This is a genomic window from Stakelama flava (assembly GCF_019351405.1).
Taxonomy (GTDB): Bacteria; Pseudomonadota; Alphaproteobacteria; order Sphingomonadales; family Sphingomonadaceae; genus Sphingomonas; species Sphingomonas flava_A.
This window is the reverse complement of the sequence record NZ_JAHWZX010000007.1, coordinates 17,039-43,214: the sequence shown is the minus strand read 5'-3', so window position 1 is coordinate 43,214 and position 26,176 is coordinate 17,039. Positions and strand designations below refer to the sequence as shown.

Genomic DNA, 26,176 nt, shown 5'->3' with positions numbered 1-26,176 from the left:
GTGCAGGGCAATGCAACGTGGTGTTAGATCCCGACCGAAAATCAGGTTGAGCGATTTCAGCAGCTTGTGATTCACCGAGCGTTGCGAAGACCGGCAAGCTCCGATGCCGAATGCCGCCTGCTTTCATTGTGGCCGGTTTTGCATTGCTGGGCGGCCATTTTGAGAAGGCTGTTCAGCCAGGAAATCGATCAACGCGCGGAGCGCCGGGGGCGTCCGACGTCGACTGGGGTGGTAGAGGAAGAAGCCGGCATAGCGCTTGCTCCAAGGCTCCAGAACCCGCACAAGATCGCCGCGTGCAAGCTCATGCTCGACCAGCGTTTCGCTGACACAGGCGAGACCGACACCCGACAATGCGGCACCCTTCAAAAGTCCGGTGTCATTGACTGAAAATGGCCCCTCGACATTGATTTCCAGCGGGCCGTCTTCGCTTTCGAAGGGCCAGCGCCAAGATTGGCAATTTGATCCCCAGCGATAGTTGATGCAGCGGTGATGCTTCAGGTCCTGTGGCGAATGCGGTGTCCCATGCGCCGCCAGATAGCCGGGCGTCGCGACAATGGCATTGCGAAACGGCGGGCTGAGCCGGATCGCAATCATGTCCTTTTCGAGCAGCTCGCCCATCCGGATGCCGGCATCAAAGCCCTTGCCAACCACATCGCTCAGCGCATCGTCGATCACCATGTCGAGATGGATACCGGGGTAGAGCGCGATGAATTGCGCGAGCCGTGGCATCAAAAGCACCTCGGCCGTCAGACGCGGCAGGTTGAGCCGCACCGTCCCCACGGCATCGCCCCGTTGGGCGAGCGTGTCGTGCACTGCCTCTTCCAGGCCCGCGACCGCGGGCACAAGCCGGGTATAGAGCGACTGCCCGGCCTCGCTGGGCGACACGGCGCGCGTCGTACGGTTGAGCAGGCGTTGCCCCAGCCGTTCTTCCAGGCGCTTGATCGTCCGGCTCAACGCCGAGGGCGTGATCCCCAGCCGCCCGGCCGCTTCGCGGAAGCTGCGAGTGTCGACGACCATCATGAAGGCCCGCAGCTCCGCGTAATCCCCGCCGCCAATCATTCATTCCCTCGAGTCACTGATACAGTGATTTTTATGCCTATTAAAGTTTACAATGAACAGAGCCATCTTGCGACCATAATATCGAGGAAGCATCCGATGACCGCCCAATCCACGCAAATCGCCGCCTGGCAGTACGAGAACGCGCCGGCACTCATCCTCGGCTCCGCGCCGATCCCCAAGCCCCAAGGCAACGAGATCCTGATCGAGAACGCTGCGATCGCGATCAACCCGTTGGACTGGCTGTTGCAGAACGGCGCCATTCTTCCGTGGCTGACCTTCCCCTTGATCACCGGCAGCGATGTCGCTGGCACTGTTGCCGCCATCGGTCCTGAGGTCAGGCGCTTTGCCGTCGGCGATCGCGTGCTGGGCCAGGCGGTGAGCACCACCGTCAACAAATCCGCTGAAGGCGCATTCCAGCAATATACCATTGTGTCGGACCACATGGCTGCGCCTATTCCCGCGACGCTGTCCTTCGCGGATGCCTCCGTGTTGCCCCTGGGTCTGGGTACGGCCGCCAGCGGCCTTTATGGCGAAACGCAGCTTGCCCTGCCAGGGCCGTCGCTGGCTGCGACGGCGAAAGACGCGGTTGTGCTGGTCTGGGGCGGCTCCTCCAGCGTGGGGTGTAACGCCATCCAGCTGGCGGTCGCTTCAGGTTACACCGTGTTCGCCACCGCCTCGGCCCGCAATGCTGGAATGCTGAAGGACCTGGGGGCGGATCAGATATTCGATCATGCTGCCGATACGCTGATCGAGGATTTGCTGGCCGCGCTGCGAGGCCACAGCCTTGCCGGGACACTGCATGCGACCGGCAGTCTCGACGACTGCGCTGAGATCGTGGCCCGCGCCGAGGGCAGCAAAATGATTGCCGCGACACTGCCCGCCCCCGAGGGCTTCCGCGACGACGTCAAGGTCGGGCATATCTTCGGCACCTCGCTCAAGGACGATGCTGTCGGGCCAATGATCTACAAGGATTTCCTGCCCGCCGCGCTGGCGCAGAGCCGCTATCAGGCGGCACCTAAATCCCGGGTCGCAGGTCATGGTCTGGAGGCGCTTCAGGGCGCGCTGAACGCGCAGAAGGCCGGTGTCTCGGGAACCAAGATCGTTGTCACGCTCGGCTGAGCCGCCGCGAGCCAGAAACGCCGGAACAGCAGAAAAGGACGCACCATGTTAATCATCGCAGGACATGTATTCGTGGCCCCGGACGAAGTTGACGAGTTTCTCGCCGATGCTCGCGCCACGCTGCCATTGGGCCGCGCGGCCGACGGCAACCTCTTCTTCTCCTTCACCCTCGACACCCCGGAAGAGGGCAGCGTCGTGGTGCTCGAACGCTGGCGCGACCGAGAATCGCTCGATGCCTATCTGGCGCGCTCCGAGGTGATCGCGATCTTTGAAAAGTGGCACGATCGGATGCGCAACGAGGTCATGATGTATGATGTCCGCAACGAGCGCTCGCCTCGAGACTGATCGCGAATTAGTTTCAGGGAATGACAGATGTCGGCTGATGCTGCCTTTGTCGTTCAAGCCAGTGCTTTATCTTGTTCGATGTTCTGTCGCGGAGGTGCGCCAAACAACCGTCGATACTGCCGTGTAAACTGCGAAACGCTCTGATAACCGACTGTGTGCGCTGCGTGCGAAATCGTCGAGCCGTCCACCACCATCATCCTCCGCGCCTCAATAAGGCGCAGTTGCTTTTGGAATTGCAAGGGCGACAAGGGCGTCATCTCACGAAAGTGCAGATGAAAGGCCGGCTCGCTCATGCCGGCAACTGCTGCGAGCTGCTGAAACCGCTCAACCTGATTTTCGGTCGTGCTCTTAGCCGACGGGAGTTATTTCCACTATGTCGAGTTTCGATTCGAACGCAGGACTGGGCAGCACCAGCCGCCAGCGCGCGTCATCGATCCGTTCGACCAGCCCGGCCATGTCGCGATAGCGATCACGGCCGTAATCGAGCGGACTGCGTTCATTGCCGAGCACCAACGTTCCCAGAAAAACGCCGCGCGTTGCGGTATCGCTGAAGATCAGGCCAACGGGGCGCTGCGATCCGCCATAGCGCGTGAGGCTGAGCACGTTGTCCTCCCGCGCGACCGTGCAGGGATAAGCGGGGTAAGCCAGAAAGTCGCGAAGCCCGCTGCGCGCCGCGCCCAACTTATATGTACGGCAGGAATAATCGCCGGGCGGCGGCAGGGGAGTGGCCAGTGCGCGGTCGGGATCGAACAGCGCGGGGTGCGCTGCGATCGCTTCAGGCGCGGCCGCGCGCGCGGCGGGTAATGCCGCCATCCATGCATCGCGCCACCCGCGCAGTCGTTCGCGATCGCGATCGGTTGCTACCTTGCGCCAATCGAGCGGCGCGGTCTGCGCGGTGTCGACATTGCCGCCATCGCGGGCGGCGGTACGATGCGCGCAGCCGCCCAGCGATACTATAGCGACCAGAACAGTTGCCGACTTCGGCAAGGCCATGTGCTTCCCCAGAACAGAAGCGCCAAGCCTAGCCGAAGCTGCGGGCCTGTCCAGATCAGCGTTTGCGCGCCTGCGATTATTCCGCGGTCCAGCCGCCGTCGATCGAATAATTCGCGCCGGTGATCGCCTTCGCCTCGTCCCGGCACAGGAATACCGCAAGCGCCGCCACTTCCTCGGGCATCACGAATTCCTTGGTGGGCTGCGCCGACAAAAGAACGTCATTCATCACCTGTTCGCGGGTAAGGCCGCGCGATTCCATTGTATCGGGAATCTGCTTTTCGACCAGTGGCGTCCAGACATAGCCGGGCGAAATGCAGTTGACGGTGATCCCGTCGGTCGCGGTTTCCAGCGCCAGAGTCTTGGTGAGTCCGGCGATGCCGTGCTTGGCCATGATATAGGCTGTCTTGTTCGGGCTGGCGACCAGGCTGTGCGCCGATGCGGTCGACAGGATGCGGCCCCATCCCTTCTGCTTCATATGCGGCACGGCGGCGCGGAACAGATACCAAGCCGATTTAAGGTTGATGTCTAGGATCGCCTCGAACTTTTCGGGCGGGAAATCCTCGATCTTCGCGACATGCTGGATACCGGCATTGGCGATGACGATGTCAGGCCCGCCCAGTTCCTTGCTGCACCGTTCGACCATGGCGGCGATCTGATCGGGCTTGGTCATATCGGCGGCATCGTAGAGCGCCTTTGCGCCGCTGGTTTCGGCTATCGCGGCGCGTTCCTTTTCGATCGCGTCGGCATCGCCGAAACCGTTGATCATCACGGCCGCGCCTTCGGCGGCAAACGCCTTGGCATAGGCAAGGCCGATGCCGGAGGTGGACCCGGTTACGATGACGCTCTTGCCCTTCAGGAACATGATTACGCTACTCCTTGCTGTGCGGATTATGATGGGTCAGGTCGAAGGCCGCGGTCCTGCCGTCGAGAATATTCTGCGCGACGAGGCGCGATTTCGCCATGGTCTCGCCGACCGCCTGACGCCCCGATTGCCAATGTTCGCGCATCGTGCGCTGCGAAAATTCGAAATCGCGGCTGCCCCCCTCCCAGGCATTGGCGCGATAGATGAGCTGAACCAGATTGACCGGCATCTCCGCCGCCATGTCGCGAAGCGCATGAACGTCCGGATCGTCGGTGAATTCCTTCGGCAGCTTGTCAAGCACCTTGCGGATCGCCGCGCGGACCGTACGATCGCGCATATGCGCGGCGGATACCTGACGCGTGCGGCTGGAAAAGCGAATTTCCTTTTCACGCGCCATCACGTCTAGAATCGTGTGCGGAAGCCCCGCATTGGATGCGAACAGGTCGACCTGAAACACCAGCATCGGGCATTCCTGATGGTCGAGAACATGCGTAAGCGGCGTATTCGAAACGAGGCCGCCATCCCAATATAGCCGCCCGTCAATCTCTACCGGCGGCAAGCCGGGCGGGAGTGCGCCCGATGCCATGATGTGACGCGCGTCGATCCGCATCTCGTGCGTGTCGAAATAGCGGAAATTGCCGTTTTCGACGTCAACCGCCCCCACCGACAGCCGGACCGGGCCGTCATTGAGCAAATCCCAGTCGATCAGCCGGTCGAGCGTTTCGACAAGCGGGGCGGTGTCGTAGAAGCTGAGCGCTTCGGGCGTGCCGGGCGAAGCGAACATCGGCGGGATCGTGCGCGGGCGGAAAAAGCCGGGAACGCCGGTGGCGGCGACGCTGCCCGCCGACCATTCGTGAACGAATTCGCGCGCCGCGTCCCAGTTGGGCAGGGGAAAACTTGGCAGCGCGCTCGTCACCTCGCTCCAGAAATCGTTCAGCCGCTCGACCCGCCGTTCGGGCGGGTTGCCCGCGAAAATGGCGGCGTTGACCGCGCCGATCGAAATCCCGGCTACCCAGTCGATATCGATCGCCGATTCGGCAAGCGCCTCGATCACGCCCGCCTGATAGCTGCCCAGCGCGCCACCGCCCTGCAACACCAGCGCGACACAGCCCGGAAGCGGCAGCGCGCCGCCGTGTTTCAGGCGGGTTTGGGAGGGGTCGGCATCGGCCATCGCCGGCTAAATGGCGGTTGCGCTGCACCGCATCAAGAGTTGGGCCGCGATAAATAGCCGTGCAACCTGCCGGCCGCTGAGGCATTGTCGCACACGCGGCGACAATGACGAAAGGCGTTTTTTCATGCGGCTCGACGATCTCGACCCGACCAGCAATGCGCGCGACCTTGGCCGCGGCGGGGGCGGCAATGGCGGCGGGTTCGGCCTGCTGGGTCTGCTGCCGCTGCTGTTGGGGCGCAAACTTGGATGCGGGACGATCGCCATTATCGGTATCGTGGCGCTCGCCTATATGTATCTTGGCGGGGGCGGGGTTCAGACGGGCACGCAAACGCCGTCCTCGCAACAGGCGCAGACCGGCCGGGCGGTGCCGTGCGATACGCCCGACGAGCTGTTCGCGTGCCGGGTAATGACACTCGCCGACACCACCTGGCAGCAGATATTCGCCGAGTCGGGGAAACGCTACACCCCCGCGACGATCGATTTCTACGACGAAAATGCGCAGTCCGGATGCGGTGCGGCGCAGTCCGCAATGGGGCCGTTCTACTGTCCGAGCGACGATGGCGTGTATATCGACACCAGCTTTTTCGACGAACTAAAGAACCGCTATGGCGCGGATGGGGACTTTGCCCGGGCCTATGTGATCGCCCACGAAATGGGGCACCATGTTCAGGACCTGCTCGGCACGTCGGGCGATGTCGCGCAGAAGCAGGCGCAACTTGGCCGCACGCAGGGCAATGCGCTGTCGGTGCGGCTGGAACTGCAGGCGGATTGCTATGCCGGCGTTTTCGCTGCGCGCAATCGCGACCGGCTCGACCCCGGCGATATTGAGGAGGGGATGCGCGCTGCCAACGCCATCGGCGACGATACGCTGCAGCGGCAGGCGCAGGGGCGGGTCGTTCCCGACAGCTTCACGCACGGCACGTCCGAACAGCGGATGAAATGGCTTCGCACCGGCCTGCAAAGCGGCGATCCGGCGGCGTGCGATACGTTCAGCGGCGCGATCTGACATGGCGCAGGACGAAGCGGCGGTCATTCTGGTCGATGCCGACGCCTGCCCGGTAAAAGACGAAATCTACCGCGTCGCCAACCGTTATCGCGTGCCGGTGAAGGTGGTCAGCAACAGCAGGCTTCGCGTGCCGCCGGTCGATCGGGTAGAACGGATCGTCGTCGATGACGGCTTCGACGCGGCGGACGACTGGATCGCCGCGCGGGCGGCGCCGAACGCCATCGTCGTGACCGCCGACATCCTGCTCGCCGACCGGTGCCTGAAAGCCGGAGCAAGCGTCGTCGCACCCAATGGAAAGCCGTTCACCAGCGCGTCGATCGGCACGGCCGTGGCCACCCGTGCGATCATGGCCGATCTGCGCGCTGGCGGCGATACGATCGGCGGGCCGCCGCCCTTCACCAAGGCGGACCGATCGCGATTTTTGCAGACGCTAGACGAAACGATAGTGCGGCTGCGCCGGATGGGATAGGAGGCGGCCATGGCAGAGAAATTCGAACGGCATCGCCAGCCCTGGCGGCAGGACGAGGTGCAGAAGCTTCACACCCTCGCGCAAAAGGGAATGGGGTTGAAGGCGATCGCCAAGGCGCTGACCCGCAGCGAGGAATCGGTGAAGGACCGCGCCAAGGCTGACAAGCTGAAAATCGCCAAGCTGCGCTGAGGCGTTTGAATGTCTGCAACGCTGCGCCGATCGCTGTGACGATGCGGCAGTGAATTTAGTGGATTTCGGCGTGATGCACGAATTTCGCAACGATCCCGGTTGCACGGTGCATCAACTGCGGCTAAGGGGGCGGCCCCGGCACGATGCCGGGCTGGTGGCGGGGCCGTAGCTCAGATGGGAGAGCGCTGCAATCGCACTGCAGAGGTCAGGGGTTCGATTCCCCTCGGCTCCACCAATCAACTGAAAAATGCGTTGAATGACGACCCCTTAGGGGGCGCCCTGGAATCCGACCCTCATTTAGTACCCCATTCGCGCGGGCTATGGTGAACGATTTTGAGATGCCTAGTCGTCCGAATCCTCGCCAGAACGCGCGAGAATCAAGGTCGTCAATCAACTCATGGGCTGGTAGGTGAGTGTCTGGTTCGCAGCCGGCTTGCGAGTATAGCTGACGCTTATACGAACTCGGCTTCCGCCAACAAAGGCGACTTCATGGCGCCCCGCTGTGCCGCTGAAACCAGTCGTTCATTCACACGGCGAATTATGGCGTCGGCTGGGCCGGCCTCCGACTGTCCGGTGATAGGTGTCAGAATGAGCGAAGCTGCCGTTCGATCGACCCAATGCTTCGGTCAGCAGTCGAGAATAACACGGTCGTTCGCCCGGCCAGAACTGATCGTTCATAGTGGCCGTAGGTTCATCAGCCGCCGCGCGACGCAAACGACTGCTACAAGGGAGCGGATCCGGTCCCGCTGCCGTCCGCGGCTGGGTGGTTAGGCGACGGTCATCTTTGGTGATCGGCGATGAGCCAGCCGTTGCATATCCGTCTGGCACCTAGTTTAATACGGTGGTGCGCTTCCAGTGGAGAACAGTCATGCGTGTGTTCGCCTTCCTCCTGCCCGCGCTGCTGCTCGGCGCGGCGCCGTCAGAACCGGCGAAGGTGCCACTGGGCGCATTCCAAACTTGGGGAATACATCCCAACGAGTCTCTTGCCTTTGTCGCGGGCGGCCTCACGGTCAAGGTTGCGGCCTCTCCCTGCCAGTTACCGGCACAGAACGAGGGATGCACATTCGATGGCGTGAGCAACCAAGCGGTCGTCACCGTGAGTCAGCCGGGCGTCCCATCATTTCAAATGACAAGTGACCGCCAAGCCTCGTTCGTGCGTGTCGCCATAATCCGCCTCGCGCCTGGCAGGGGACGGACGGGAGTGGTGGTCGACAATCAGTGGGGCGGGTCGGGCGGATTCACCGCCGTGACGGTGATCGAACCAGCCGATGGTGGCTTTCACGCTGTTCCGCTCACGCACAACGGCAGCAGCGAGTTGTTCGGCGAGGTGTCGATCCTCCCTCGCCATCTGCTGAGGAACGACCAAACCGGCTTTGTCCTTGAGGCGCGAGGTTTCAACTACTCGAACGAGTGCAGCGCCTGCGCGCCCCGACCCCCGCTTGTGCTGACGATCCGCAACGGACGGAGCGTCGATATCTCGGCCGATCCAGCGGTGCGTCCGCTTTTCGCGCACGACCTGCCCGCTCATCGCGACGTCTGCATATCAAAAACCAGGGAACGCAATGGCAGCTGTGCTGCATTCGTCGCCGACGCTGCCCGACTGGGAAAGGCTGCGGCCGCTTGGCGGGTGATGCTCTCCCACTATCGTCCCGAACCAGCAGGTTACCCAGCCGCGCTGCGCTCATACCTGGTGAATGAAGGCTATCTGACACCATCCGCCGCCCGCGCTCTGCCGCTGCCCTAGCTGCAGCGCCCCACCAGTTTCATACCTATTGCCCGCACGGTAGGTAAAAGGCGCTTGCCTTCACATACTTTCAGTCGCCTAGGTGTCTGCCGCCCCGAACGTCCGGTATGCGGCAACGTTCATGCGACCGCCGATGACCGAGGTTTTGGCGTCTCATGTCTGTGCGATGGCCGCACGACTTGGGAAAGCTGAAGTCCACACGAACCAGAGAAACGGTCAGCAGCCGCCAACGGAGCAGCCATTCACAGGCATAGCTCGGCTCTTCGAAAGCGGTCGTAGATTAAGGCAGGCACCGAAGGCAGAAATTAGGCCGGTAGCGCAATGTCGGGTTACCGCCAGGCAGAGACGGATAGCAACCCGAAGCAGATGAACGACCGGGGCGAGGCGAGCGCACGGGTCCAGCTCGAAGCAGTCTTTCAGCCCCGGTGCAGCTGGCGTCGAGGCGGGCGTTCTTCAGCAGCCTGTTAGGCGGTCTTCTTGTATGCCTCTGTCGCCGCCGCATTGAGCAGATCGTTCTTAAATAGACGCATGAGGTCCAAGACTTCCTCGACCAGTGGGCCAAAGACTACGAAGCAAGTCGTGAGATTTTTGTACTTGAGGCCCCGATTCGAAATGTACTCCACGTAGAGCTCTGCGGATCGTTTTACGAAACCTTCCCAGTGGGCGTAAAGCAGGCCAACGCCTGCGCGCGTGAATGCCTTGCTCTTTTGCCCCCCCCTTTGCCGATTCAACACGGAACGTTCCAACCTCCTTGATGCGCCAAGCCAACTCTTGGTCCATGGCGTCTTGCAACTGAATCAACGTTCGAACAGCAGCCATATCAACCTCAGGGCTTGATCAGTTCTCCTGTGATGCGTTTCGAGTGAACGCATATGGCGGTGACGTGCCTCATCGATTAGAGGCTGTAATTCGCAAGAGCTTTTGAGCTGTATTCAGTAATGGCCCGCCGCAACATCAATGACCTGCTCGCTTTTCGCGCTGTCGCACAAGAGCGCAGCTTCACCCGCGCCGCCGCGCACATGGGCCTGTCACCCTCGGCGCTCAGCCATGCCGTGCGCGGGCTGGAAGAGCGTATTGGCGTGCGCCTGCTCACCCGCACGACCCGAAGCGTGTCGCCAACCCAAGCCGGCGAACGGCTGCTCGCCACGATCGCGCCGCGCTTCGACGAAATCGAGGCGGAACTCGGCGCCATCGCCGAGATGCGCGATCGGCCGGCTGGCACGATCCGCATCACCACGGGCATCCATGCCGCAGAAACGATCCTGTGGCCCGCGCTGGCGACCTTCCTGTCCGACTATCCGGATGTGACGATCGAGGTGAACGTCGATGCCGGACTGGTCGACATTGCGGCGCAGCAGTTCGACGCGGGCATCCGAATGGGAGAGACGCTGGAGCAGGACATGGTCGCCGTACCGATCGGGCCGAACCTGCGCATGGCAGCGGTCGGTTCGCCTGGCTACTTTATCAATCGCAAGGAGCCGCGCACGCCCCATGACTTGGCGGAGCACAGTTGCATCAACCTGCGCTTTCCGACGCTGGGTGCGCTTTATGCCTGGGAATTCGAAAAGGGCGGACGGGCGCTAAACGTCCATGTCGAAGGACAACTCATCGTCAACGAGATCGCGATGGCACGGCAGGCTGCGATCGACGGGGCCGGAATCGCCTATCTGCCGCGCGACTATGTCGAGGGGGAGGTCGAAGATGGGCGGCTTTGCAACGTGCTCGAAGATTGGTGTCCGCCATTCCCAGGTTATCATCTCTACTATCCCAGCAGGCGGCAGCAATCGCAGGCATTTGCCCTGCTGGTCGAGGCGCTTCGATTTCGGACGGGTTGAGCGGGCGCGAGCGTTCCGATCCGTATGGCTTCCGGGCACAGAGCTTATGACCGCTGTTAACGCGCGTAGCCGCCGATAAATCTAGAGCGGCTCGGATCGCTGACATAGCGGTCTTTCATTGGATCAGAACAGCGCGCCGATACCTGCCGGTCGTTCATCAGGCCAAACCGGCTTGCCGGCGACCTCGGGAAGCCGGAACCAGTGTCAAATTTCCGTCCGTTCGGACAGTGTCAGGGCATCATCCACGTCGACGCCTAGGTAACGGACCGTGTTCTCAATGTTTGTGTGGCCGAGCAGGATCTGGACAGCTCGCAGATTGCCGGTAGCCTTGTAGATCAGCGAAGCCTTGGTCCTGCGCATCGAGTGCGTGCCGTATTCCCGCTTGTCCAGACCGATAGTCGAAACCCATTCGTCGACAAGGCGCGCATATTGTCGTGTGCTCAAATGACCGAGGTAGTCGATCCTGCTTGGGAATACGAAGTCGCGAATCGTGCCGCCGCGCCGATCAAGCCAGGCTTTCAGGCTCTTGCGTGCCTCGGACATGATCTCGAACTGCACGGGGCGATCGGTCTTTTGCTGGATGACGGTCGCGCGATCCCGAAATGACCCCGCGCTCATCAGATCGCCGATCCTGATTTTGACCAGATCGCAGCCTCGCAATTTGCTGTCGATGGCGAGATCGAACAGGGCCCGGTCGCGCAGACGTTTGTGCTCGTCGAGATAAAAGCGAATCGCCCAGATATCGCGAGGTTTCAGCGGGCGCTTCGGCCCAACTATTTTCCCTGCGTTCCAAGGGCTCCGATCATGAATGGCGGGGTCGAGGTCTGAATGTCCCATGATAATTCTCCGATGACCGGGATGGCCAGCGTGAGTATAGGCTCCATACTCCGCGCCTTTCGACATGTGTCACGCGACACTTGACGATCTCGGAGTGCTGCGGTACATCCGAAGGATGGAAGTAGAGAGCATCAGGCACAAAGGCCTTCGCCGCTTCTTTGAGACGGGCAACGCCAAAGGCCTGGTTGGAGATGCGGGGCGATTGCGCAAGATGCTCGTTTTCATCGACGCTGCGGAAAGCTTCGAGGAGCTGTCAGTGCCTCCGAACTTCGGATTGCATGAGCTGACTGGCGATCGGAAGGGGAGCTGGTCGATGACGGTTACGAGAAACTGGCGGATGACCTTCGGTTTGAATGATCAAGGCGCGCTAATCGATATGGATCTGGAGGATTATCATGGCGCTTAAGATGCACCCTTCGCTCGCTGTCCACGTGGGGGACTGGTTGAAAACAGAAATCGTGGAGCCTGCAGAGGTCAGCGTGACGGCTTTGGCCGGGCATTTTGGCGTATCGAGGCAGGCGTTGAGCACCTTGCTGAACGGCAATGCGAACCTGTCTGCTGATATGGCTATTCGGTTTGAGAAGGCTTTCGGCATCAAGGCCGACACTCTGTTGCGGATGCAGACAACCTATGAGCTGGCCCAGGCCCGCGAGCACGAGCAGGACATAAAGGTCGAGAAGCTCAAAAAAGCTGCCTGACATTGCCAACATAGCCCTTCACGTCTCCAGTTGGATTTGCCGGACTTGTCGTTCATTCACTAGGGGACTGATGTGAACGCGTCCCCGAAGCTGGGTCGCTATCGATCCAGCTTTACCAGCGCGTCGGCACGTGCACTTCTTGTCAGTGCGCCCGCGGAGCGGTGGGCCGGCACTGGTGCGGTGATACCTGCCAGGGTGGTTCGGACAATCCAGAGCAGCTTGCAATAGTGGTATTACCCCCTCGCATTTGAGTGCATGTCACCGGCGTGTCACCACGGCGCCAGATGGTACCGAGGGGCGTCGGGGACACGGCGCTGGTTCCGCTCATCTCGTGCTCGTGGCGGGGCCGAAGTCGATTATCATTCCGTCGAGCGGAGTCTCGTTGCGACGCACGCCACCCTTGTGGCCATCGTCCGGGAGAACGCGATATCGATCTATGACGTACGGAACGCCCTCGCCGGTGAGCAGCGATGGCGTGGTCGAGACTTCAAAATGAAGGTGCGGCTCACGGGCGTCGCCCGAGGCACCGATGCGCGCGATCACCTGACCGCGTTGGACGTGATCGCCCACCTTTACACGAAGGCTGCCCGGGTGAAGATGATAATAATGCGCATATTGTCCGTCCCCCAGATCGAGCGTGATCGTGTTGCCCCCCAATTTGTCGAAGGTCAGCGCGGCGGCGGGATGGAAGTCGACGCCGTGGCCCGGCGGGTTGTCGGGCAGACCGTCGCGCGCCTCGATCACGACCGCATCGGCAACCGCGAGCACCGGCTGGCGATAGGCGTAATAGGATGAATCGCGCGTTTTGTCGCCGCTGAACGATGCGCCGTTACGAACTTGTTTCCAGTCGATCGCGAAGCGACGCGAGTCGGCAAGATGACCGTCTATCACGAAGATGCCGCGCCGATGATGATTGTAGCGGCCATTGCCGGGGCCGTCGGCGGCGTCCCAGTCGCTACCCCTAACCGGCGGACCTAGCACCTTCAGCAACGGGTGACGCGCCTCCACCGTCCCCCCGGTGACAACCGTGCCGTCGCTATAGGTCAGGCGCTCGGCAAGATGCTCGGGCAGCGGTTCGCCTTGCGGTACGCTGATCGCCAGGAACAGCGCCACCGTCCGACCCGGCGCAACCGAGATCGGCTTGGCGGATTCGTCCATCGACATTCCCTCGCCGAGAGGCTGGGCAATCGCGGTCAATTGCTTGCCGGTGAAGCGCCGCAGGGGTTCCCTATCGGCATTATCGGGGTCGATGATGTCGAGGCTCTTCACCCTCACCTCGGCTGAGGATAGATTGGTGAGATAGAGCTCGTAGATAAAATGATGGCCGCCATCAGCGGGAAACGCGATTGGCGCATAGGGCGTGCGCATCCAGATTTGAGGCGGCAGCACCAGCGACTGCAGGGCGGCGACAGGCGTCGTTGACGCGATCAGGCTCGCAGCCACGCCCACACTGCCGATAACCCACCGCCCAAATCCCTTACCCATCGTCGCGAAGCTCCCAATATTGGTGTGTTATGTTATTATCACACCTGGCTTGGCATACCAAATTGCGGGCTAGACAGCATGTCGCCACGCTCATGAAGCGGACGCGGATCGAGGCGCTGCCGACGACCGAACACGTCGAAGCCGGCACCGGGGCACAAGGTTTTACTCCTATTTGCTGCCAAACTGGCGATCGGCGGGCAGACCCCGGACGAGGCCTATGGACGGAACGGCCCATCAGATGATGGGAATGCGCCCCATCATCTGACGTCAAGAATGGCGGTATGAACAACACCCGAGATTAGCTTAACTTCGCCGCCAACCTGTCCAAAGAACCGAGACCACCTCACCCCCCCGTGCACAGGTCTCCTAATCGGGCAGCGCGTTCATCATGTCGCTGGCGAAATACCATATGCCGTCATCGCCCAGGTGCCATACGGCTTGATATTTCTCCGTAACGACATCGGCGGTGCCGTTTTCGCCCGCCTGCTCGTAAGACAGGACGCCGACTTCCAGCGCGTAATCGTCGCCGAGCGGGCGCACGACGGCGGGGCGCAGCGACAGGTTTTTCGCTTGTTTCGCCAGACCGGCAAGCACGTTTGCAATCGCCTTTTCCCCCTGCATCGGCGGTTCGCCCGGCACCATCAGCAACGCATCATCTTCATAAAAGGCGACGGCATCGGCAATGCGCCCGGCGTTGAAGGCTTGGGTGAAATCGGAATCGCGCGTGGCGATCGTGCGGGCGAGCGGCGCGATGTCGTCGCTTTCCTGCGCGCTAAGCGGCGATGCCGCGATCAGGGCGAAACCGGCGGACAGGATGGTCACCAACTTCATGCGCGGTCCTTTATTTGATCGGGTTGCGCAAATCCTGCTCGCGAAGGCGCGTGCCCGTCAAGCCGATCGAGTCAAGTGACGCCGTTTGAGCCGCTGTTCGCGCCACACGATATACAACCCGCTGCCGATGATAACCGGTGCGCCGATCCAGGTTGCGTCGTTCGGCCACATGCCAAACAGCAGATAGCCATAGATCGTCGCCCAGATCAGGCCCGAATAATCCATCGGCACCACCACAGATACCGGTGCCATGCGCAGCGCGGCGGTCAGCGCCAATTGGCCGGCCCCGCCGATCAGCCCGATTCCCACCAGCATCGCCCAGGTCACTGGATCATGCGACTGAATATGCCAGAAATATGCGATGCCCAGCGGCGGCACCGAAAGCGCGGAAAACCAGAATACGGTCGTGTACGCACCTTCGGTACGTCCGATCTGACGCAGCAGGATGGAGATCATCGCGACCAGAAACGCCGCCGCCAGCCCGACAAGCGCCCCGGCCAGCGGAATGTCCCCGCTTCCCGGCCGGGCAACCACGATGACACCGGCGAAACCGATCAGCACCGCCCCCCAGCGATGCCAGCCGGTGGGTTCGCGCAAGATGAGCGCGCCGAGGATCGTCGCGAAAATCGGGGCGGTGAAGGCAAGTGTCTGCGCTTCGGCCAGTGGGAGCAGCGTGATCGCGCCGAAATTGGCGAACATGCCCGTCAGTCCCACCACAGTGCGCGTGACATGCGACCAGGGACGCAGCGTGCGAACCGCGCCGAGCCCCGGCCCCGCCGCCATGAAAACGAGCACCAACGGAACCGCGCAGGTCTGACGAAAGAAAATCGTCTCGATAAGGTTCGCCCCGCGGGCTTCGACAAGCTTGATAAGTGCCGCCATGGATGCGAGGCAGAGAATCGCGAAAAGGCGAAGCCCTATTCCACTTAAAACCCGTTCCGGATTGTCCGCTTCGCTTGCCATTTGACCAGCAATAGGGTGAGGCTTGGCGGGCGACAAACCCTTAAGTCACGAAAGACCCCATGCCCAAGCACGCGCTTTCCGTTACCCGCGAAGACGATTTCGCCCAATGGTATCAGCAGGTAATCACCGAAGCCGATCTCGCCGAAGAATCGGGCGTGCGCGGCTGCATGGTCATCCGCCCCTGGGGCTATGGCATCTGGGAGCGTATCCAGCGGCTGCTCGACGACCGGATCAAGGCGACGGGCCACGACAATTGTTATTTCCCGCTCTTCATCCCGCTTTCCTATTTCGAAAAGGAAGCCGAGCATGTCGACGGTTTCGCCAAGGAAATGGCGGTCGTCACGCATCACCGGCTGATTATGCAGGACGGCAGGATGGTGCCCGATCCCGACGCGAAGCTGGAAGAACCGCTGGTCGTTCGTCCGACATCCGAAACGGTGATCGGCGCCGCCTTTTCGCGCTGGATCAAATCGTGGCGCGAACTGCCCGTCATGATTAACCAGTGGGCCAATGTCGTACGCTGGGAGATGCGCACCCGCATGTTTTTGCGCACGTCCGAATTTCTCTGGCAGGAAGGGCATACCGCGCACGCCAGTGCCGACGATGCGCGTGAACATGCGCTCAGCAGCCTCGAAATCTATCGCAGCTTTGCCGAAGATTGCGTCGCGATGCCGGTGGTTGCAGGGGAAAAGCCGGAAAACGAACGCTTTCCCGGCGCGGACGCGACCTGGTCGATCGAGGCGATGATGCAGGACGGCAAGGCGCTTCAGGCAGGTACTTCGCACTTTCTGGGCACCACCTTTGCCGAGGCGCAGAATATCAGGTTCCAGAACAGCGAAGGTAATTTCGAACATGCCTGGACCACCAGTTTCGGCATGTCGACGCGGATGGTCGGCGGACTGATCATGATCCATGGCGACGATGACGGGCTTCGCGTGCCGCCGCGGGTCGCGCCATGGCAGATCGTCATCGTGCCCATGTTGCGCGACCAGCATGAGGATGAACGTGTACTATCCTATTGCCACGAACTGCGCGCGCAGCTGGCGCAGCTCACCGCGATAAACGAACCGGTGCGCGTACTGCTCGATACCAAGCCGGTAAAGGCGGCGGCCAAGCGCTGGGGCTGGGTGAAGAAAGGCGCGCCGATCATTGTCGAGGTCGGCGCGCGCGATGTCGCCGGCGGCAATGTTTCGGTGCTGCGCCGTGATCGCCTGTACAATGAGGACGGCAAGCTTGCGAGCGAGATCATGGAACGGCACGATTTTGTCGATCGCGCATCCGACATGCTGGAAAATATCCAGCAATCGCTTTACGAACAGGCGCGCTCGCGCCTCGACGGCAATATCGAACGCGGCATCACCGATTTTGCCGGACTGGAAGCGTTTTTCAACGAAGGCGGCAAATATCCCGGCTGGGTGGAAGTGCAATGGTGCCGTCCCACCGGTGATGTGCTTGCCGGGGTGGTCGAGCGGCTGAAGGCGCTGAAGCTGACCATTCGCAACGTGCCGATGGATGCGCCGCCCGCCGATGGTGACTGCATCTTTACGGGCAGAAAGGCGGCCGAGCGGATTTTGGTGGCGCGCGCATATTAGCGCGCACTACCCGAAGGGCAGCAACGCGGGGGGCGCGGTCGATGATCGTCCGCGCCCCCGCTTTCCTTCAGACCGCGTCGAGTGCGGCGTCGAAATCGGCGATCAGGTCGTCGGCATCCTCCACCCCGATCGAAATGCGCACCAGATTGTCGGTGATGCGAAGTGCCTTTTTGCGCTCGTCGGGCACCGAGATATGCGTCATCGCGGCAGGGGCGGAGGCGAGCGTTTCGGTCCCGCCCAGACTGACCGCCAGTTTCGCGATCTTCAGCGCATCGAGGAACGCGAACGCTTCGCGCTCCCCGCCCTTCAGGTATAGCGAGAAGGTCGATCCCGCGCCCGAACAATGCCGCCTGTAGATGTCATATTGCGCATCGTCCTTCAGGAAGCCGAGATAGCCGACCTTCTCCACCTTGGGGTGGTCCTTCAGGAATTCGCACACCTTCGCGGCGTTTTCGCCCGCGCGGCTCATGCGCAGTTCAAGTGTCTCCAGGCTGCGGCACAGCATCCAGGCGGTGTTGGGATCGCAGATCGTGCCGATGGTGTTCCGCATGGCGCGCACGATATCCATATGCTTGCGCGTGCCGAGCACGCCGCCCGCGACAAGGTCCGAATGCCCACCGGCATATTTGGTCAGGCTGTAGACCACCATGTCCGCGCCATGCTGCAACGGTTTTTGCCACAGCGGGCCGAGAAAGGTGTTGTCGATCGCAATCGGCGGCTTGTCATCACCCGTGCCGAACACGGTATCGCGCAGCCGCGCCACCGCCTCGACATCGACCAGCGCGTTGGTGGGGTTCGCCGGACTTTCGAGATAGATCATCGCGACGCGGCTGTTCCCGGCCTTGCGCATCACCGCCTCGATCTCGTCGGGGCTGGCATCGGCGGGGAAGTCGAGGAATTTCACCCCGAATTTGCCGAGGATACGAGCGATGAGCGTTTCGGTCGCTGCATAGAGCGGCCCGGAATGAATGATCGTGTCGCCCGGATTGCAAAAGGCGAGGAACAGCGTCGCGATCGCCGACATGCCCGAGGAGAAGGCCAGCGCTTCTTCCGCGTCTTCCCACACGCCCAGCCGATCCTCCAGAATTTCCTGATTCGGGCCGTTGAAGCGCGAATAGACCAGACCTTCGGCCCCGCCTTCACGCTTGCCGGTAATGCCCTCGAAATGGCGCTTGCCCGCCGCCGCATTGGGAAACACGAAGGTGGAGGTCGCGAAGATCGGCTGTTTCAGCGACCCTTCGGACAAGGCGGGGTCGAAGCCGTGCCCCATCATCAGCGTGGACGGCTTCAGCTTGCGGCCGCCGATTTCCTCGATATCGGGCTTGGGCCGGCGGCGCGGCGTGATGCCCGTCATGTCGGCTTCGGTTTCGTTCGTCATAGGCTAAGGCTCTCCTTGCGTTGCGGATGGCGCCCATCGTTATGCGGGCCAGTGCGGAGAGGTAGTAACGATTGTAACCGGTTGCCGCCAGCGCAGCGATGCCGCGCTATCGGCCGATTATCGCGATCTGCCGCCCGTAATCCGGCTCGCGCGCATGGGTGGCGCGCCTGTAGGAGAAGAAACGGTCCGCATCGGCATAGGTATCCAGCCCCAATGCCTCCACCCGGCCCACGCCCGATGCGGCCAGCCGCGCGGCGACATAACCTTCCAGGTCGAATTGCGCATGATCCGGCCGCCCGGCGGTGAAGAAGCGTTCGTTTGCGGCGTCATCGCGTACGAAGCGATCGACGAAGCGCTGATCCACCTCGTAGCTGGCGCGCGCGATGCACGGGCCGATCGCGGCACAGATCCGCTTTCGCTGCGCGCCCAGCGCTTCCATCGCGAATAGGGTCGAATCGGTGACCCCCCCAAGCGCACCCTTCCACCCGGCATGTGCGGCGGCGACGACCCCGGCTTCGCGGTCGGCGAGCAGGACCGGCGCGCAGTCGGCGGTCAGGATGCCCAGCGCCAGCCCCGGACGGTCGGTGACCAGCGCATCGGCTTCGGGACGAAAGGCGGGATCGGCATCGGTGCGCAGGGTTACCGCATCAGCCGAATGAATCTGATAGAGCGTCATCAGCTTCGCGCCGGGCAATACCGCTTCGGTCGCGATCCGACGATTTTCAGCCACCGCCGCTTCATTGTCGCGCGATCCCCTGCCGACGTTCAGCCCGGCATGGATGCCGGTGGAAACGCCGCCGCGCCGGCCCAGAAAGCCGTGCGCGACGCCCATCAGCGCACCGGCGCGGATCACTTCGACATCATTGTTCACAGCGCGCGGCTCCAGATGCGGTCGTCATCGATCGTTTCGCCCACGCGGAATTCGTACGCGCCGACCTCCTCGAACCCGTAGCGGGTGTAAAAGCGTTGCGCGCGGATATTGTCGACATAGACGCTGAGCACCATGCGGTTCTTTCCCGCTTCACGCGCGCACTCGATCGCCCAGTCCATCAATTCGCCGCCGACGCCGCTGCCCTGCCAGCCGCCCAGTACGTAAAGCTGGTGCAGTTCGATCGTATCTTCGCCCCAGTCGCCGGGAAACAGTACCGGGCCGATTTTGGCGAAACCGACAATTTTGCCGTCCTCGACCGCAAGGCGGACGCGATAAGCGGGATCGCGCAAGTGTGAGGGCAATCCGCGTCCAAAGGTCTCGTTCAGAAAGGCGTGGAGATCGGATGCAGGGTACAGCGTGCCAAACGCTTCGGTGAAGCTGCGCGCGGCAAGCTGCGAAAGCTCGGCACCGTCGTCGAGCACCGCGTCGCGATAATCGATCATCAAAAACCCGCCGGTACGGGCCAGCCGGGCGCGGTGACGCAGATCGCCTTGAACAAATGCCCCATCGCCTGCGGCCCGACCAGCCGGTCGCGGTCGGCGCGTATCATCTCCGCCCGGTCGGGCGCTGCCGCGGCCAGCGCCTCGGCACGCGGTTCGATGCCGAGCGCAAGCAGCAGGTCGGCCTGGGTCACGGGGCCGTGAACGACAGCGTCCTCTGCGCGCGCGGCCTCTGCCAGTGTCGCGAAATCGACATGCGCGGTCAGGTCCTGATCGCCCGGCGCATCGAATGGGTTGGCATAGCCATGCCCCTTCACCGCCTGAAGCGTGTCGCCGATCGCGGGGCCTTCATAGCCGTAATCGATGATGATCGCGGCGCCGCCCTGCTGCACCAGCCGCTTTGCGAGCGCGCGCATCACGGCGACGCAGGCGGGCGAGGTTTCGAGGATCGATCCGCTTTCGGCTTCGCGCAGGTGCTGCGGGATGATCTGGTCGAAATTGCTGCCGCCAGCGATCGGCAGGAACAAGGTGTCCTGACACGCGACCAGCCGTTCGCGCCAGCCTTTATCGGTCCGGATCAACTGGCGAACGGGCAGCGCGTCGAAAAATTCGTTCGCGACGACCAGCAGCGCACCGTCATCGGGTACGCCGACCAGGTCGACATTCCATTCGGCGTCGGGGACCGCCTTTGCCTGCGCTTCGCGCAACACGGGGCTGGTTTCGATGAAATGGACCGGCGGGGCGAGGCTCACTGTCTTCATCGCGCGGAGCGCGTCGGCCGCGAGCGTGCCGCGTCCCGGACCATATTCCAGATAGCGGGCATCGGGCTGACCGGCGCGATGCCATAGATCGGTCAGCGCAAGCCCGATCAGTTCGCCGAACATCTGGCTGATTTCGGGGGCGGTGGTGAAGTCGCCCTCGCTGCCCAGCGGATCGCGCGTGGCGTAATAATGGCTGTTCGCCGCCCCCATGAACTGCGCCACCGGGATCGGCCCGGCAAGCGTGATCGCGCGGGCCAGCCGTTCGGCGAGCATCGGTTCGTCGGCGCTGGATTCGGTCATGATCAGTGCCCTTAGCGACTTTCACACGGCCTTGCGACCTGCGTCGCGTCTCTCCTGTTCCCGACGCCCGGCCCTCAGGTGGCGGGCTGATCCACGAACGGTTCGCGGTGTCCTTCACGCTTTTTCGCCGTCGCGATCAGGTAGAGCCCCCCAAGGATCATCGGGAAGGTCAGCAACTGCCCCATATGCAGCCCCGGCGTGCCCAGAATGGGGTTATGGAGATACTGGATATCCGCCTCGCGAAAGAATTCGACGAAATAGCGGCACAGGCCGTAGCCCAGCAGGAAGATGCCGACCAGCTTGCCCGGCTGATAGCGCGCGCGCGTTCGCCAGAAGAAGAACCAAAGGACGAGGCCGAGCACGATGCCCTCCAGCCCCGCCTCGTACAACTGGCTGGGATGGCGTGGCGGATCGAACCCGCCCGCGACGGTGTGCGGAAACACGATCGCCCAAGGAACGTCGGTGGGACGTCCCCACAACTCGCCGTTCACGAAATTGGCCAGTCGTCCGAAGAACAGGCCGAAGGGCGCGCAGCAGGCGACGTAATCGTGAATTCTCAGCCAGTCGAGCCCGTTGCGCCGGGCGAGGTAGAAGATGGCGAGGCTGACGCCCAGCGCGCCGCCATGGAACGACATGCCGCCGTCCCAAAGCGCAAGCACCTTCAACGGATCGCCCAGCATTTCGGGCGCATAGAACAGAATATAGCCGATTCGACCGCCCAGGATGATGCCGATCGTGGCATAGAAAACCATGTCGTCGGCATGGCGTCGCGCCATCGGCGCGGCCGGCTGGGCCAGCAGCTTCAGCAGATACCACCAGCCGATCAGGATGCCCGCGATATAGGCGAGCGAATACCATTTCAGCCCGAATTGATGGCCGAACAGCGTCACGTCGAACACATTCCGGTCGAGGTGCAGCGAGGTGAAATGAAGATACTGGCCGCTCGCGGCGACTTCCGAAAGGATCACGGCGTTCCAAAGCTCCGCAAGGCAGGGTCGCCCGGTCAATAGAGCGATCGCCGCCGGAACCCAAGCCGTTTCCCGCATCGCGCGTCGATAGATCGGCGCAGGCGACGATGCGATCTAGTCTTGCGCCGTCGGGGGCGATAGAGCGGGTGGCATGGCGGACGGGGAAAAGCGACAGGGCGGAATCGACCGGCGAACGCTGCTGATCGGCGGCGGCGCGGGGATCGGTCTCGTCGTCGCCTATGCCGTATGGCCGCGCCAATATTCGTCCAACCTGACCGCCGCGAAGGGCGAAACCGTTTTCGGCGCGTGGATAAAGATCGCCGATAATGGCGAGGTGACCATCGCGGTGCCGCAGGCCGAACTGGGGCAGGGCGTCTATACCGCGCTGCCGCAGATCGCGGCGGACGAAATGGGCGCCGACTGGCGCACCGTGGCGGTGCAACCCGCTCCACTCAACGCCCTGTACGCGAACGCCATGGCGGCGGGGATATTGTTTCGCGATGCGTTGGGCGACCTGCCGCAGGGGCTGCAGCAATCGCATGCCGAACGCACCGCGCTTATGCTGACCGCCGGATCGACATCGGTGCGTGCGTTTGAGGGCGAACTGCGCCGTGCCGGGGCGGGGGTTCGCGCGCTGTTGTGCAAGGCGGCGGCGCGGCGTTGGGGCGTCGACTGGCGCTCATGCGGAACCGCCGACGGGTTCGTCGTGCATGGCGAGGATCGCCTGCGCTTCGCCGAACTGGCGGAAGCCGCGGCTAACGAAGACTTGCCGAGCGACGTCGCGCTGCGCCAGGCGGGAAGCGAGCGGCTTTCGGGGACCAGCGTGCCGCGCCTCGACACGCCCGCAAAAGTCGACGGGTCGGCCAATTTCGCAGGGGATATCCGCCTTCCCGGCATGATGTTCGCCGCGATCCGCCAGGGACCGGTCGGCGACACCCGGCTGATCGCGGCAAATCGCGAAGCGGCCGATGCCATCGCTGGTGTTCGCCACGTCGTGACCAACCCGCGCTGGGTCGCGGCGGTCGCGAACAACTGGTGGGCGGCCAATCGCGCACTCGATGCGATCGCGCCGCGATTCGAAACGCGCGGCGCGATTGTCGACAGCGATTCGATCGACGCCGCGCTGGGCACCGCGCTCGACGGGGAAGGGCAGCGGATCGCGAAAGCGGGCGATCTGGCGCAGATATTTTCCGGCGCGGACATCGTCGCCGCGCAATATGAGGTGGGGCTGGCGCTCCACGCCGCGATCGAGCCGATGACCGCGACCGCGCATCTGGAGGGCGGACGGCTGAGCCTGTGGCTGCCCACCCAGGCGCCGGGGCTGGCGCGAGCGGCGGCGGCCGAGGTGGCGGGACTGGCGGAGGACAGCGTCACCGTTCACACCATGCTGGCGGGCGGATCGTTCGGCGCGAAGCTGGAAACGCTTGCCGCGCAGCAGGCGGCATTGCTCGCGAAAGAGGTCGGCAAGCCGATCCAGCTTACCTGGTCGCGTTCGGAGGATTGCCTTCACGATCGCTATCGCCCGGCGGCGCGCGCGCGATTGAGTGCAAGGCTGGCGAAAAACGGAGAGATCGCGGGATGGCTAACCAAGATCGCGGCACCATCGGTCGGGCACGAACTGACCCGCCGATTGCTTGGCGGCGATCCCGCCGCTTCGCTGTCGCTCTCGCTGCCCGGCAAGGGGGTGGGCGATCCACAGGCGGTGCAAGGCGCGCAGCCTATCTATGCCATTCCCAATTATGCGGTCGATCACCACCCGGCGGAAATCGGCGTGCCGGTGGGCGAATGGCGATCGGGCGCACACAGCTATAGCTGTTTCTTCACTGAATCGTTCATCGACGAACTTGCCCATGTGGCGGGGATTGAAGCGCACAGCTTTCGCATATCGATGCTGGGCGGACAGCCACGGCTCGCGCGGTGCCTTTCCACTGTCGCATCGCTGGGCGGCTGGCAGGGCGGCGTGCCGGGAAGCGGGCAGGGGATCGCCTGCCACGCCTTTCGCGATTCCTACATCGCCGTACTGGCGGAGGCCGGGCTTTCGGCGGGCAAGGTGAAGGTCGCGCGGCTGGTCGCCGCAGTGGATTGCGGGCGGCAGATCAATCCCGATCTGGTGCGTCAACAGGTCGAGGGCGGGCTTGTCTTCGGCATGGCCGCGGCGATCGGGTGCAGCACCGGCTTCACCGAGAATCTGGCCGATGCGCGGGGATTTCGCGATCTTGATCTGCCGCGCCTTGCCGATATGCCGGAAATCACCATCGAACTGATCGCCAGCGACGCCGATCCCGGCGGGGTCGGCGAAATCGCGGTGCCGCCGGTCGCTCCGGCTATCGCCAATGCGTTGCAGGCGGCGACGGGCGTGCGCTATCGCCGCCTGCCGCTGCTCAGCCGGATGCAGGACAGCGAATGAAACCCGACAACCATCCCGCCATCCCGTCGCCCCGGATCGGCGTTCTGCTGATCAATTTGGGAACGCCCGACGCGCCGGAGGCCGGTGCGGTGCGGCGCTATCTCGCCGAATTCCTGTCCGACCGGCGTGTGGTCGAAATTCCTCCAATAGCATGGCAGCCGATCCTTCGCGGCATCATCCTTCGTACCCGCCCCGCCAAGTCGGCCGAAGCCTATCGTCAGGTCTGGGGCGATGACGGATCGCCACTTGCCGCGATTACAAAGCGTCAGGCCGAAGGACTGCGGGATGCGTTCGGCAAGGGCGTGCTGGTCGATTGGGCGATGCGCTATGGCAATCCGGGGATTGCCGACCGCCTGAACGCGATGAAGGCGGCCGGGTGCGAGCGTATTTTGATCGCGCCGCTTTACCCGCAATATTGCGCTGCGACGACGGCGACCGCCAATGACGCCGCCTTTGCGGCGCTGGAGGGGATGCGCTGGCAGCCCGCCATGCGCACACTGCCGCCTTATTATGACGATCCGGCTTACATCGGCGCGCTGAAAACGTCGGTGGAGGAAGGAATCGCGGCGCTCAATTTCGAACCCGACACGATTCTCGCCAGTTTTCACGGCATGCCTGAGCGCACGCTGGAACTGGGCGATCCCTATCATTGCCATTGCCGCAAGACCGCTCGCCTGCTGGCCGATGCGCTGGGCCGCGATGTCATGGTCGCGTTCCAGTCGCGATTTGGTCGCGCCAAATGGCTGGAACCGGCAACCGACACAGTGCTCGCGGAACTGCCCGGAAAGGGGATCGGCAAGGTCGCGGTGGTGACGCCGGGCTTTTCCGCCGACTGTGTCGAAACGCTTGAGGAAATCGCGATTCGCGGGCGCGAAACCTTTTTGGAAAGCGGCGGAACCGATTTCGCCGCGCTGCCTTGTCTCAATGCAAGTGCGGTGGGGCTGGCAATGCTTCGCACGATTTTGCATCGCGAACTTGCAGGCTGGGTCGACGCTGCCTAGCCTTGGTAGAAACTCGGTAAACTGTGGAGAGATACTGAATGGCACGCGTAGCGATCGTAACCGGCGGAACGCGCGGGATCGGTGAGGCCATCAGCCTCGCCCTGGACAAGATGGGATACAAGGTTGCGGCGAATTATGCTGGCAATGACGAGGCGGCCCGGCTTTTCCATGAACGCACCCATATCAGCACCTTCAAATGGGATGTCGGTGATTATGACGCCTGTATTGAAGGGGTGAAGCAGGTCGAGCAGGACCTTGGCCCTGTCGACATCGTGGTCAACAATGCCGGGATCACGCGCGACGGCACGATCATGAAGCTGACCGCCGAAATGTGGAATGAGGTGATCCGCATCAATCTGGGCGGTTGTTTCAATATGTCCAAGGCGGTTTTCGCGGGGATGCGCGAACGCAAATGGGGCCGGATCGTCAATATCGGCTCGATCAACGGTCAGGCGGGGCAATATGGCCAGGTGAACTATGCCGCCGCGAAATCGGGCATTCACGGCTTTACCAAGGCGCTGGCGCAGGAAGGCGCGCGCTATGGCATCACCGTTAACGCGATCGCGCCGGGCTATATCGACACCGACATGGTTGCCGCGGTGCCCGCCGACGTGCTTGAAAAAATCGTGGCGCGTGTACCCGTTGGCCGACTGGGCCAGGCGGAAGAAATCGCGCGTGGCGTATCGTTTCTGTGTTCGGAGGATGCCGGCTTCGTCACCGGATCGACTCTGTCGATCAACGGCGGCCAGCATATGTACTGATCGAAATATGGGGACCGGCTCCCGCGAAGGG

The 26,176-nt window shown here is 62.6% G+C and carries 27 protein-coding genes, 1 tRNA gene and 2 pseudogenes; 15 read left to right on the top strand and 15 right to left on the bottom strand.

All coding sequences use genetic code 11. The features are described 5' to 3' along the window. Positions 1–123: 123 nt before the first annotated feature. Positions 124–1,059: a LysR family transcriptional regulator gene (locus tag KY084_RS08955; RefSeq protein ID WP_246587013.1), complete on the bottom strand. Its 936-nt coding sequence runs from the start codon at positions 1,057–1,059 to the stop codon at positions 124–126. A gap of 96 nt (positions 1,060–1,155) precedes the next feature. Between KY084_RS08955 and KY084_RS08950 the strand changes: the two genes are divergently transcribed. After that, positions 1,156–2,178, top strand: a complete 1,023-nt coding sequence (locus tag KY084_RS08950) for a zinc-binding alcohol dehydrogenase family protein (RefSeq protein ID WP_219238122.1) — start codon at positions 1,156–1,158, stop codon at positions 2,176–2,178. A gap of 45 nt (positions 2,179–2,223) precedes the next feature. Continuing rightward, the gene (locus tag KY084_RS08945; RefSeq protein WP_219238121.1) at positions 2,224–2,523 is read left to right on the top strand and encodes a putative quinol monooxygenase; all 300 of its coding nucleotides are present in this window, start codon (positions 2,224–2,226) and stop codon (positions 2,521–2,523) included. A gap of 53 nt (positions 2,524–2,576) precedes the next feature. On the opposite strand, the pseudogene KY084_RS08940 reads toward KY084_RS08945, so the two are convergent. The 4 genes and pseudogenes from KY084_RS08940 to KY084_RS08925 all read right to left on the bottom strand — a co-directional run. Beyond that, positions 2,577–2,822 (bottom strand): annotated as a pseudogene (locus tag KY084_RS08940) (helix-turn-helix domain-containing protein); the annotation flags it as partial. Between the two features lie 49 nt (positions 2,823–2,871). Continuing rightward, entirely contained in the window at positions 2,872–3,516 is a 645-nt protein-coding gene (locus KY084_RS08935) for a DUF4893 domain-containing protein (RefSeq protein ID WP_219238119.1), read from the bottom strand. Positions 3,517–3,592: 76 nt separating this feature from the next. After that, entirely contained in the window at positions 3,593–4,378 is a 786-nt protein-coding gene (locus KY084_RS08930; RefSeq protein WP_219238118.1) for a 3-hydroxybutyrate dehydrogenase, read from the bottom strand. A 7-nt stretch (positions 4,379–4,385) separates the two neighbouring features. Beyond that, a complete protein-coding gene (locus KY084_RS08925; RefSeq protein WP_219238117.1) occupies positions 4,386–5,549 on the bottom strand; it encodes a patatin-like phospholipase family protein in 1,164 nt (387 codons plus the stop codon). A 124-nt stretch (positions 5,550–5,673) separates the two neighbouring features. On the opposite strand from KY084_RS08925, the gene ypfJ reads away from it, so the two are divergent. The 5 genes from ypfJ to KY084_RS08900 all read left to right on the top strand — a co-directional run bounded on the left by ypfJ (position 5,674) and on the right by KY084_RS08900 (position 8,957). Continuing rightward, a complete protein-coding gene (gene ypfJ / locus KY084_RS08920; RefSeq protein ID WP_219238116.1) occupies positions 5,674–6,555 on the top strand; it encodes a KPN_02809 family neutral zinc metallopeptidase in 882 nt (293 codons plus the stop codon). A 1-nt stretch (position 6,556) separates the two neighbouring features. Next, positions 6,557–7,024 carry a YaiI/YqxD family protein gene (locus tag KY084_RS08915; protein ID WP_219238115.1) on the top strand — a complete coding sequence of 156 codons (468 nt, stop codon included), beginning with the start codon at positions 6,557–6,559 and terminating at the stop codon, positions 7,022–7,024. Positions 7,025–7,033: 9 nt separating this feature from the next. Beyond that, a complete protein-coding gene (locus tag KY084_RS08910) occupies positions 7,034–7,213 on the top strand; it encodes a hypothetical protein (protein WP_219238114.1) in 180 nt (59 codons plus the stop codon). Positions 7,214–7,372: 159 nt separating this feature from the next. After that, positions 7,373–7,448, top strand: a tRNA-Ala gene (locus tag KY084_RS08905). A gap of 633 nt (positions 7,449–8,081) precedes the next feature. Next, on the top strand, positions 8,082–8,957 hold the full coding sequence (locus KY084_RS08900; protein WP_219238113.1) for a hypothetical protein: 876 nt from the start codon (positions 8,082–8,084) through the stop codon (positions 8,955–8,957). A 464-nt stretch (positions 8,958–9,421) separates the two neighbouring features. Here the strand turns inward: KY084_RS08900 and KY084_RS16780 are convergent, their stop codons facing one another. Further along, complete coding sequence (locus KY084_RS16780) at positions 9,422–9,691, bottom strand: MAE_28990/MAE_18760 family HEPN-like nuclease (protein ID WP_219238112.1); 270 nt, start codon at positions 9,689–9,691, stop codon at positions 9,422–9,424. 204 nt (positions 9,692–9,895) lie between these two features. Between KY084_RS16780 and KY084_RS08890 the strand changes: the two genes are divergently transcribed. Continuing rightward, positions 9,896–10,792: a LysR family transcriptional regulator gene (locus KY084_RS08890; RefSeq protein ID WP_219238111.1), complete on the top strand. Its 897-nt coding sequence runs from the start codon at positions 9,896–9,898 to the stop codon at positions 10,790–10,792. A 204-nt stretch (positions 10,793–10,996) separates the two neighbouring features. On the opposite strand, the gene KY084_RS08885 is transcribed toward KY084_RS08890, so the two are convergent. Then, a complete protein-coding gene (locus tag KY084_RS08885; RefSeq protein WP_219238110.1) occupies positions 10,997–11,629 on the bottom strand; it encodes a tyrosine-type recombinase/integrase in 633 nt (210 codons plus the stop codon). A 115-nt stretch (positions 11,630–11,744) separates the two neighbouring features. Between KY084_RS08885 and KY084_RS08880 the strand changes: the two genes are divergently transcribed. Both KY084_RS08880 and KY084_RS08875 read left to right on the top strand, forming a co-directional pair. Beyond that, positions 11,745–12,035 carry a type II toxin-antitoxin system RelE/ParE family toxin gene (locus tag KY084_RS08880; RefSeq protein WP_219238109.1) on the top strand — a complete coding sequence of 97 codons (291 nt, stop codon included), beginning with the start codon at positions 11,745–11,747 and terminating at the stop codon, positions 12,033–12,035. Beyond that, positions 12,025–12,327 (top strand): HigA family addiction module antitoxin, encoded by a 303-nt coding sequence (locus tag KY084_RS08875; RefSeq protein ID WP_219238108.1) that lies wholly within the window; start codon positions 12,025–12,027, stop codon positions 12,325–12,327. The genes KY084_RS08880 and KY084_RS08875 overlap by 11 nt, the downstream gene beginning before the upstream one ends. 324 nt (positions 12,328–12,651) lie before the next feature. Here the strand turns inward: KY084_RS08875 and KY084_RS08870 are convergent, their stop codons facing one another. Then, positions 12,652–13,812: a M23 family metallopeptidase gene (locus tag KY084_RS08870; RefSeq protein WP_219238107.1), complete on the bottom strand. Its 1,161-nt coding sequence runs from the start codon at positions 13,810–13,812 to the stop codon at positions 12,652–12,654. Positions 13,813–13,883: 71 nt separating this feature from the next. Between KY084_RS08870 and KY084_RS16775 the strand changes: the two are divergent. Continuing rightward, positions 13,884–14,004: pseudogene (locus KY084_RS16775) on the top strand (IS3 family transposase); the annotation flags it as partial. A 174-nt stretch (positions 14,005–14,178) separates the two neighbouring features. Here KY084_RS16775 and KY084_RS08865 read toward each other — a convergent pair. Further along, on the bottom strand, positions 14,179–14,643 hold the full coding sequence (locus KY084_RS08865; RefSeq protein WP_219238106.1) for a YybH family protein: 465 nt from the start codon (positions 14,641–14,643) through the stop codon (positions 14,179–14,181). Between the two features lie 57 nt (positions 14,644–14,700). Beyond that, a complete protein-coding gene (locus tag KY084_RS08860) occupies positions 14,701–15,606 on the bottom strand; it encodes a DMT family transporter (protein ID WP_219238105.1) in 906 nt (301 codons plus the stop codon). Positions 15,607–15,665: 59 nt separating this feature from the next. Here KY084_RS08860 and proS point away from each other — a divergent pair, with 59 nt between their 5' ends. Beyond that, on the top strand, positions 15,666–17,198 hold the full coding sequence (gene proS / locus KY084_RS08855) for a proline--tRNA ligase (protein WP_219238104.1): 1,533 nt from the start codon (positions 15,666–15,668) through the stop codon (positions 17,196–17,198). 67 nt (positions 17,199–17,265) lie between these two features. Here the strand turns inward: proS and KY084_RS08850 are convergent, their stop codons facing one another. From KY084_RS08850 to lgt, 5 genes are all read right to left on the bottom strand, one after another. Continuing rightward, positions 17,266–18,576 carry a cystathionine gamma-synthase family protein gene (locus tag KY084_RS08850; RefSeq protein ID WP_219238103.1) on the bottom strand — a complete coding sequence of 437 codons (1,311 nt, stop codon included), beginning with the start codon at positions 18,574–18,576 and terminating at the stop codon, positions 17,266–17,268. 106 nt (positions 18,577–18,682) lie between these two features. Further along, a complete protein-coding gene (gene pgeF, locus KY084_RS08845; protein WP_219238237.1) occupies positions 18,683–19,408 on the bottom strand; it encodes a peptidoglycan editing factor PgeF in 726 nt (241 codons plus the stop codon). A gap of 35 nt (positions 19,409–19,443) precedes the next feature. Further along, the gene (locus KY084_RS08840; RefSeq protein WP_219238102.1) at positions 19,444–19,950 is read right to left on the bottom strand and encodes a GNAT family N-acetyltransferase; all 507 of its coding nucleotides are present in this window, start codon (positions 19,948–19,950) and stop codon (positions 19,444–19,446) included. Then, complete coding sequence (locus KY084_RS08835; protein ID WP_219238101.1) at positions 19,950–21,008, bottom strand: class I SAM-dependent methyltransferase; 1,059 nt, start codon at positions 21,006–21,008, stop codon at positions 19,950–19,952. Before KY084_RS08835 ends, KY084_RS08840 begins: the two co-directional genes overlap by 1 nt. A 74-nt stretch (positions 21,009–21,082) precedes the next feature. Continuing rightward, positions 21,083–21,976, bottom strand: a complete 894-nt coding sequence (gene lgt / locus KY084_RS08830) for a prolipoprotein diacylglyceryl transferase (protein ID WP_425516727.1) — start codon at positions 21,974–21,976, stop codon at positions 21,083–21,085. A gap of 151 nt (positions 21,977–22,127) precedes the next feature. Here lgt and KY084_RS08825 point away from each other — a divergent pair, with 151 nt between their 5' ends. From KY084_RS08825 to phbB, 3 genes are read left to right on the top strand one after another with little or no spacing between them, the layout of a single operon-like run. Continuing rightward, complete coding sequence (locus KY084_RS08825; protein ID WP_219238099.1) at positions 22,128–24,383, top strand: xanthine dehydrogenase family protein molybdopterin-binding subunit; 2,256 nt, start codon at positions 22,128–22,130, stop codon at positions 24,381–24,383. Then, positions 24,380–25,384 carry a ferrochelatase gene (gene hemH / locus KY084_RS08820; RefSeq protein WP_219238098.1) on the top strand — a complete coding sequence of 335 codons (1,005 nt, stop codon included), beginning with the start codon at positions 24,380–24,382 and terminating at the stop codon, positions 25,382–25,384. Before KY084_RS08825 ends, hemH begins: the two co-directional genes overlap by 4 nt. A gap of 38 nt (positions 25,385–25,422) precedes the next feature. After that, positions 25,423–26,145, top strand: a complete 723-nt coding sequence (gene phbB, locus KY084_RS08815) for an acetoacetyl-CoA reductase (RefSeq protein ID WP_219238097.1) — start codon at positions 25,423–25,425, stop codon at positions 26,143–26,145. Positions 26,146–26,176: the final 31 nt, after the last annotated feature.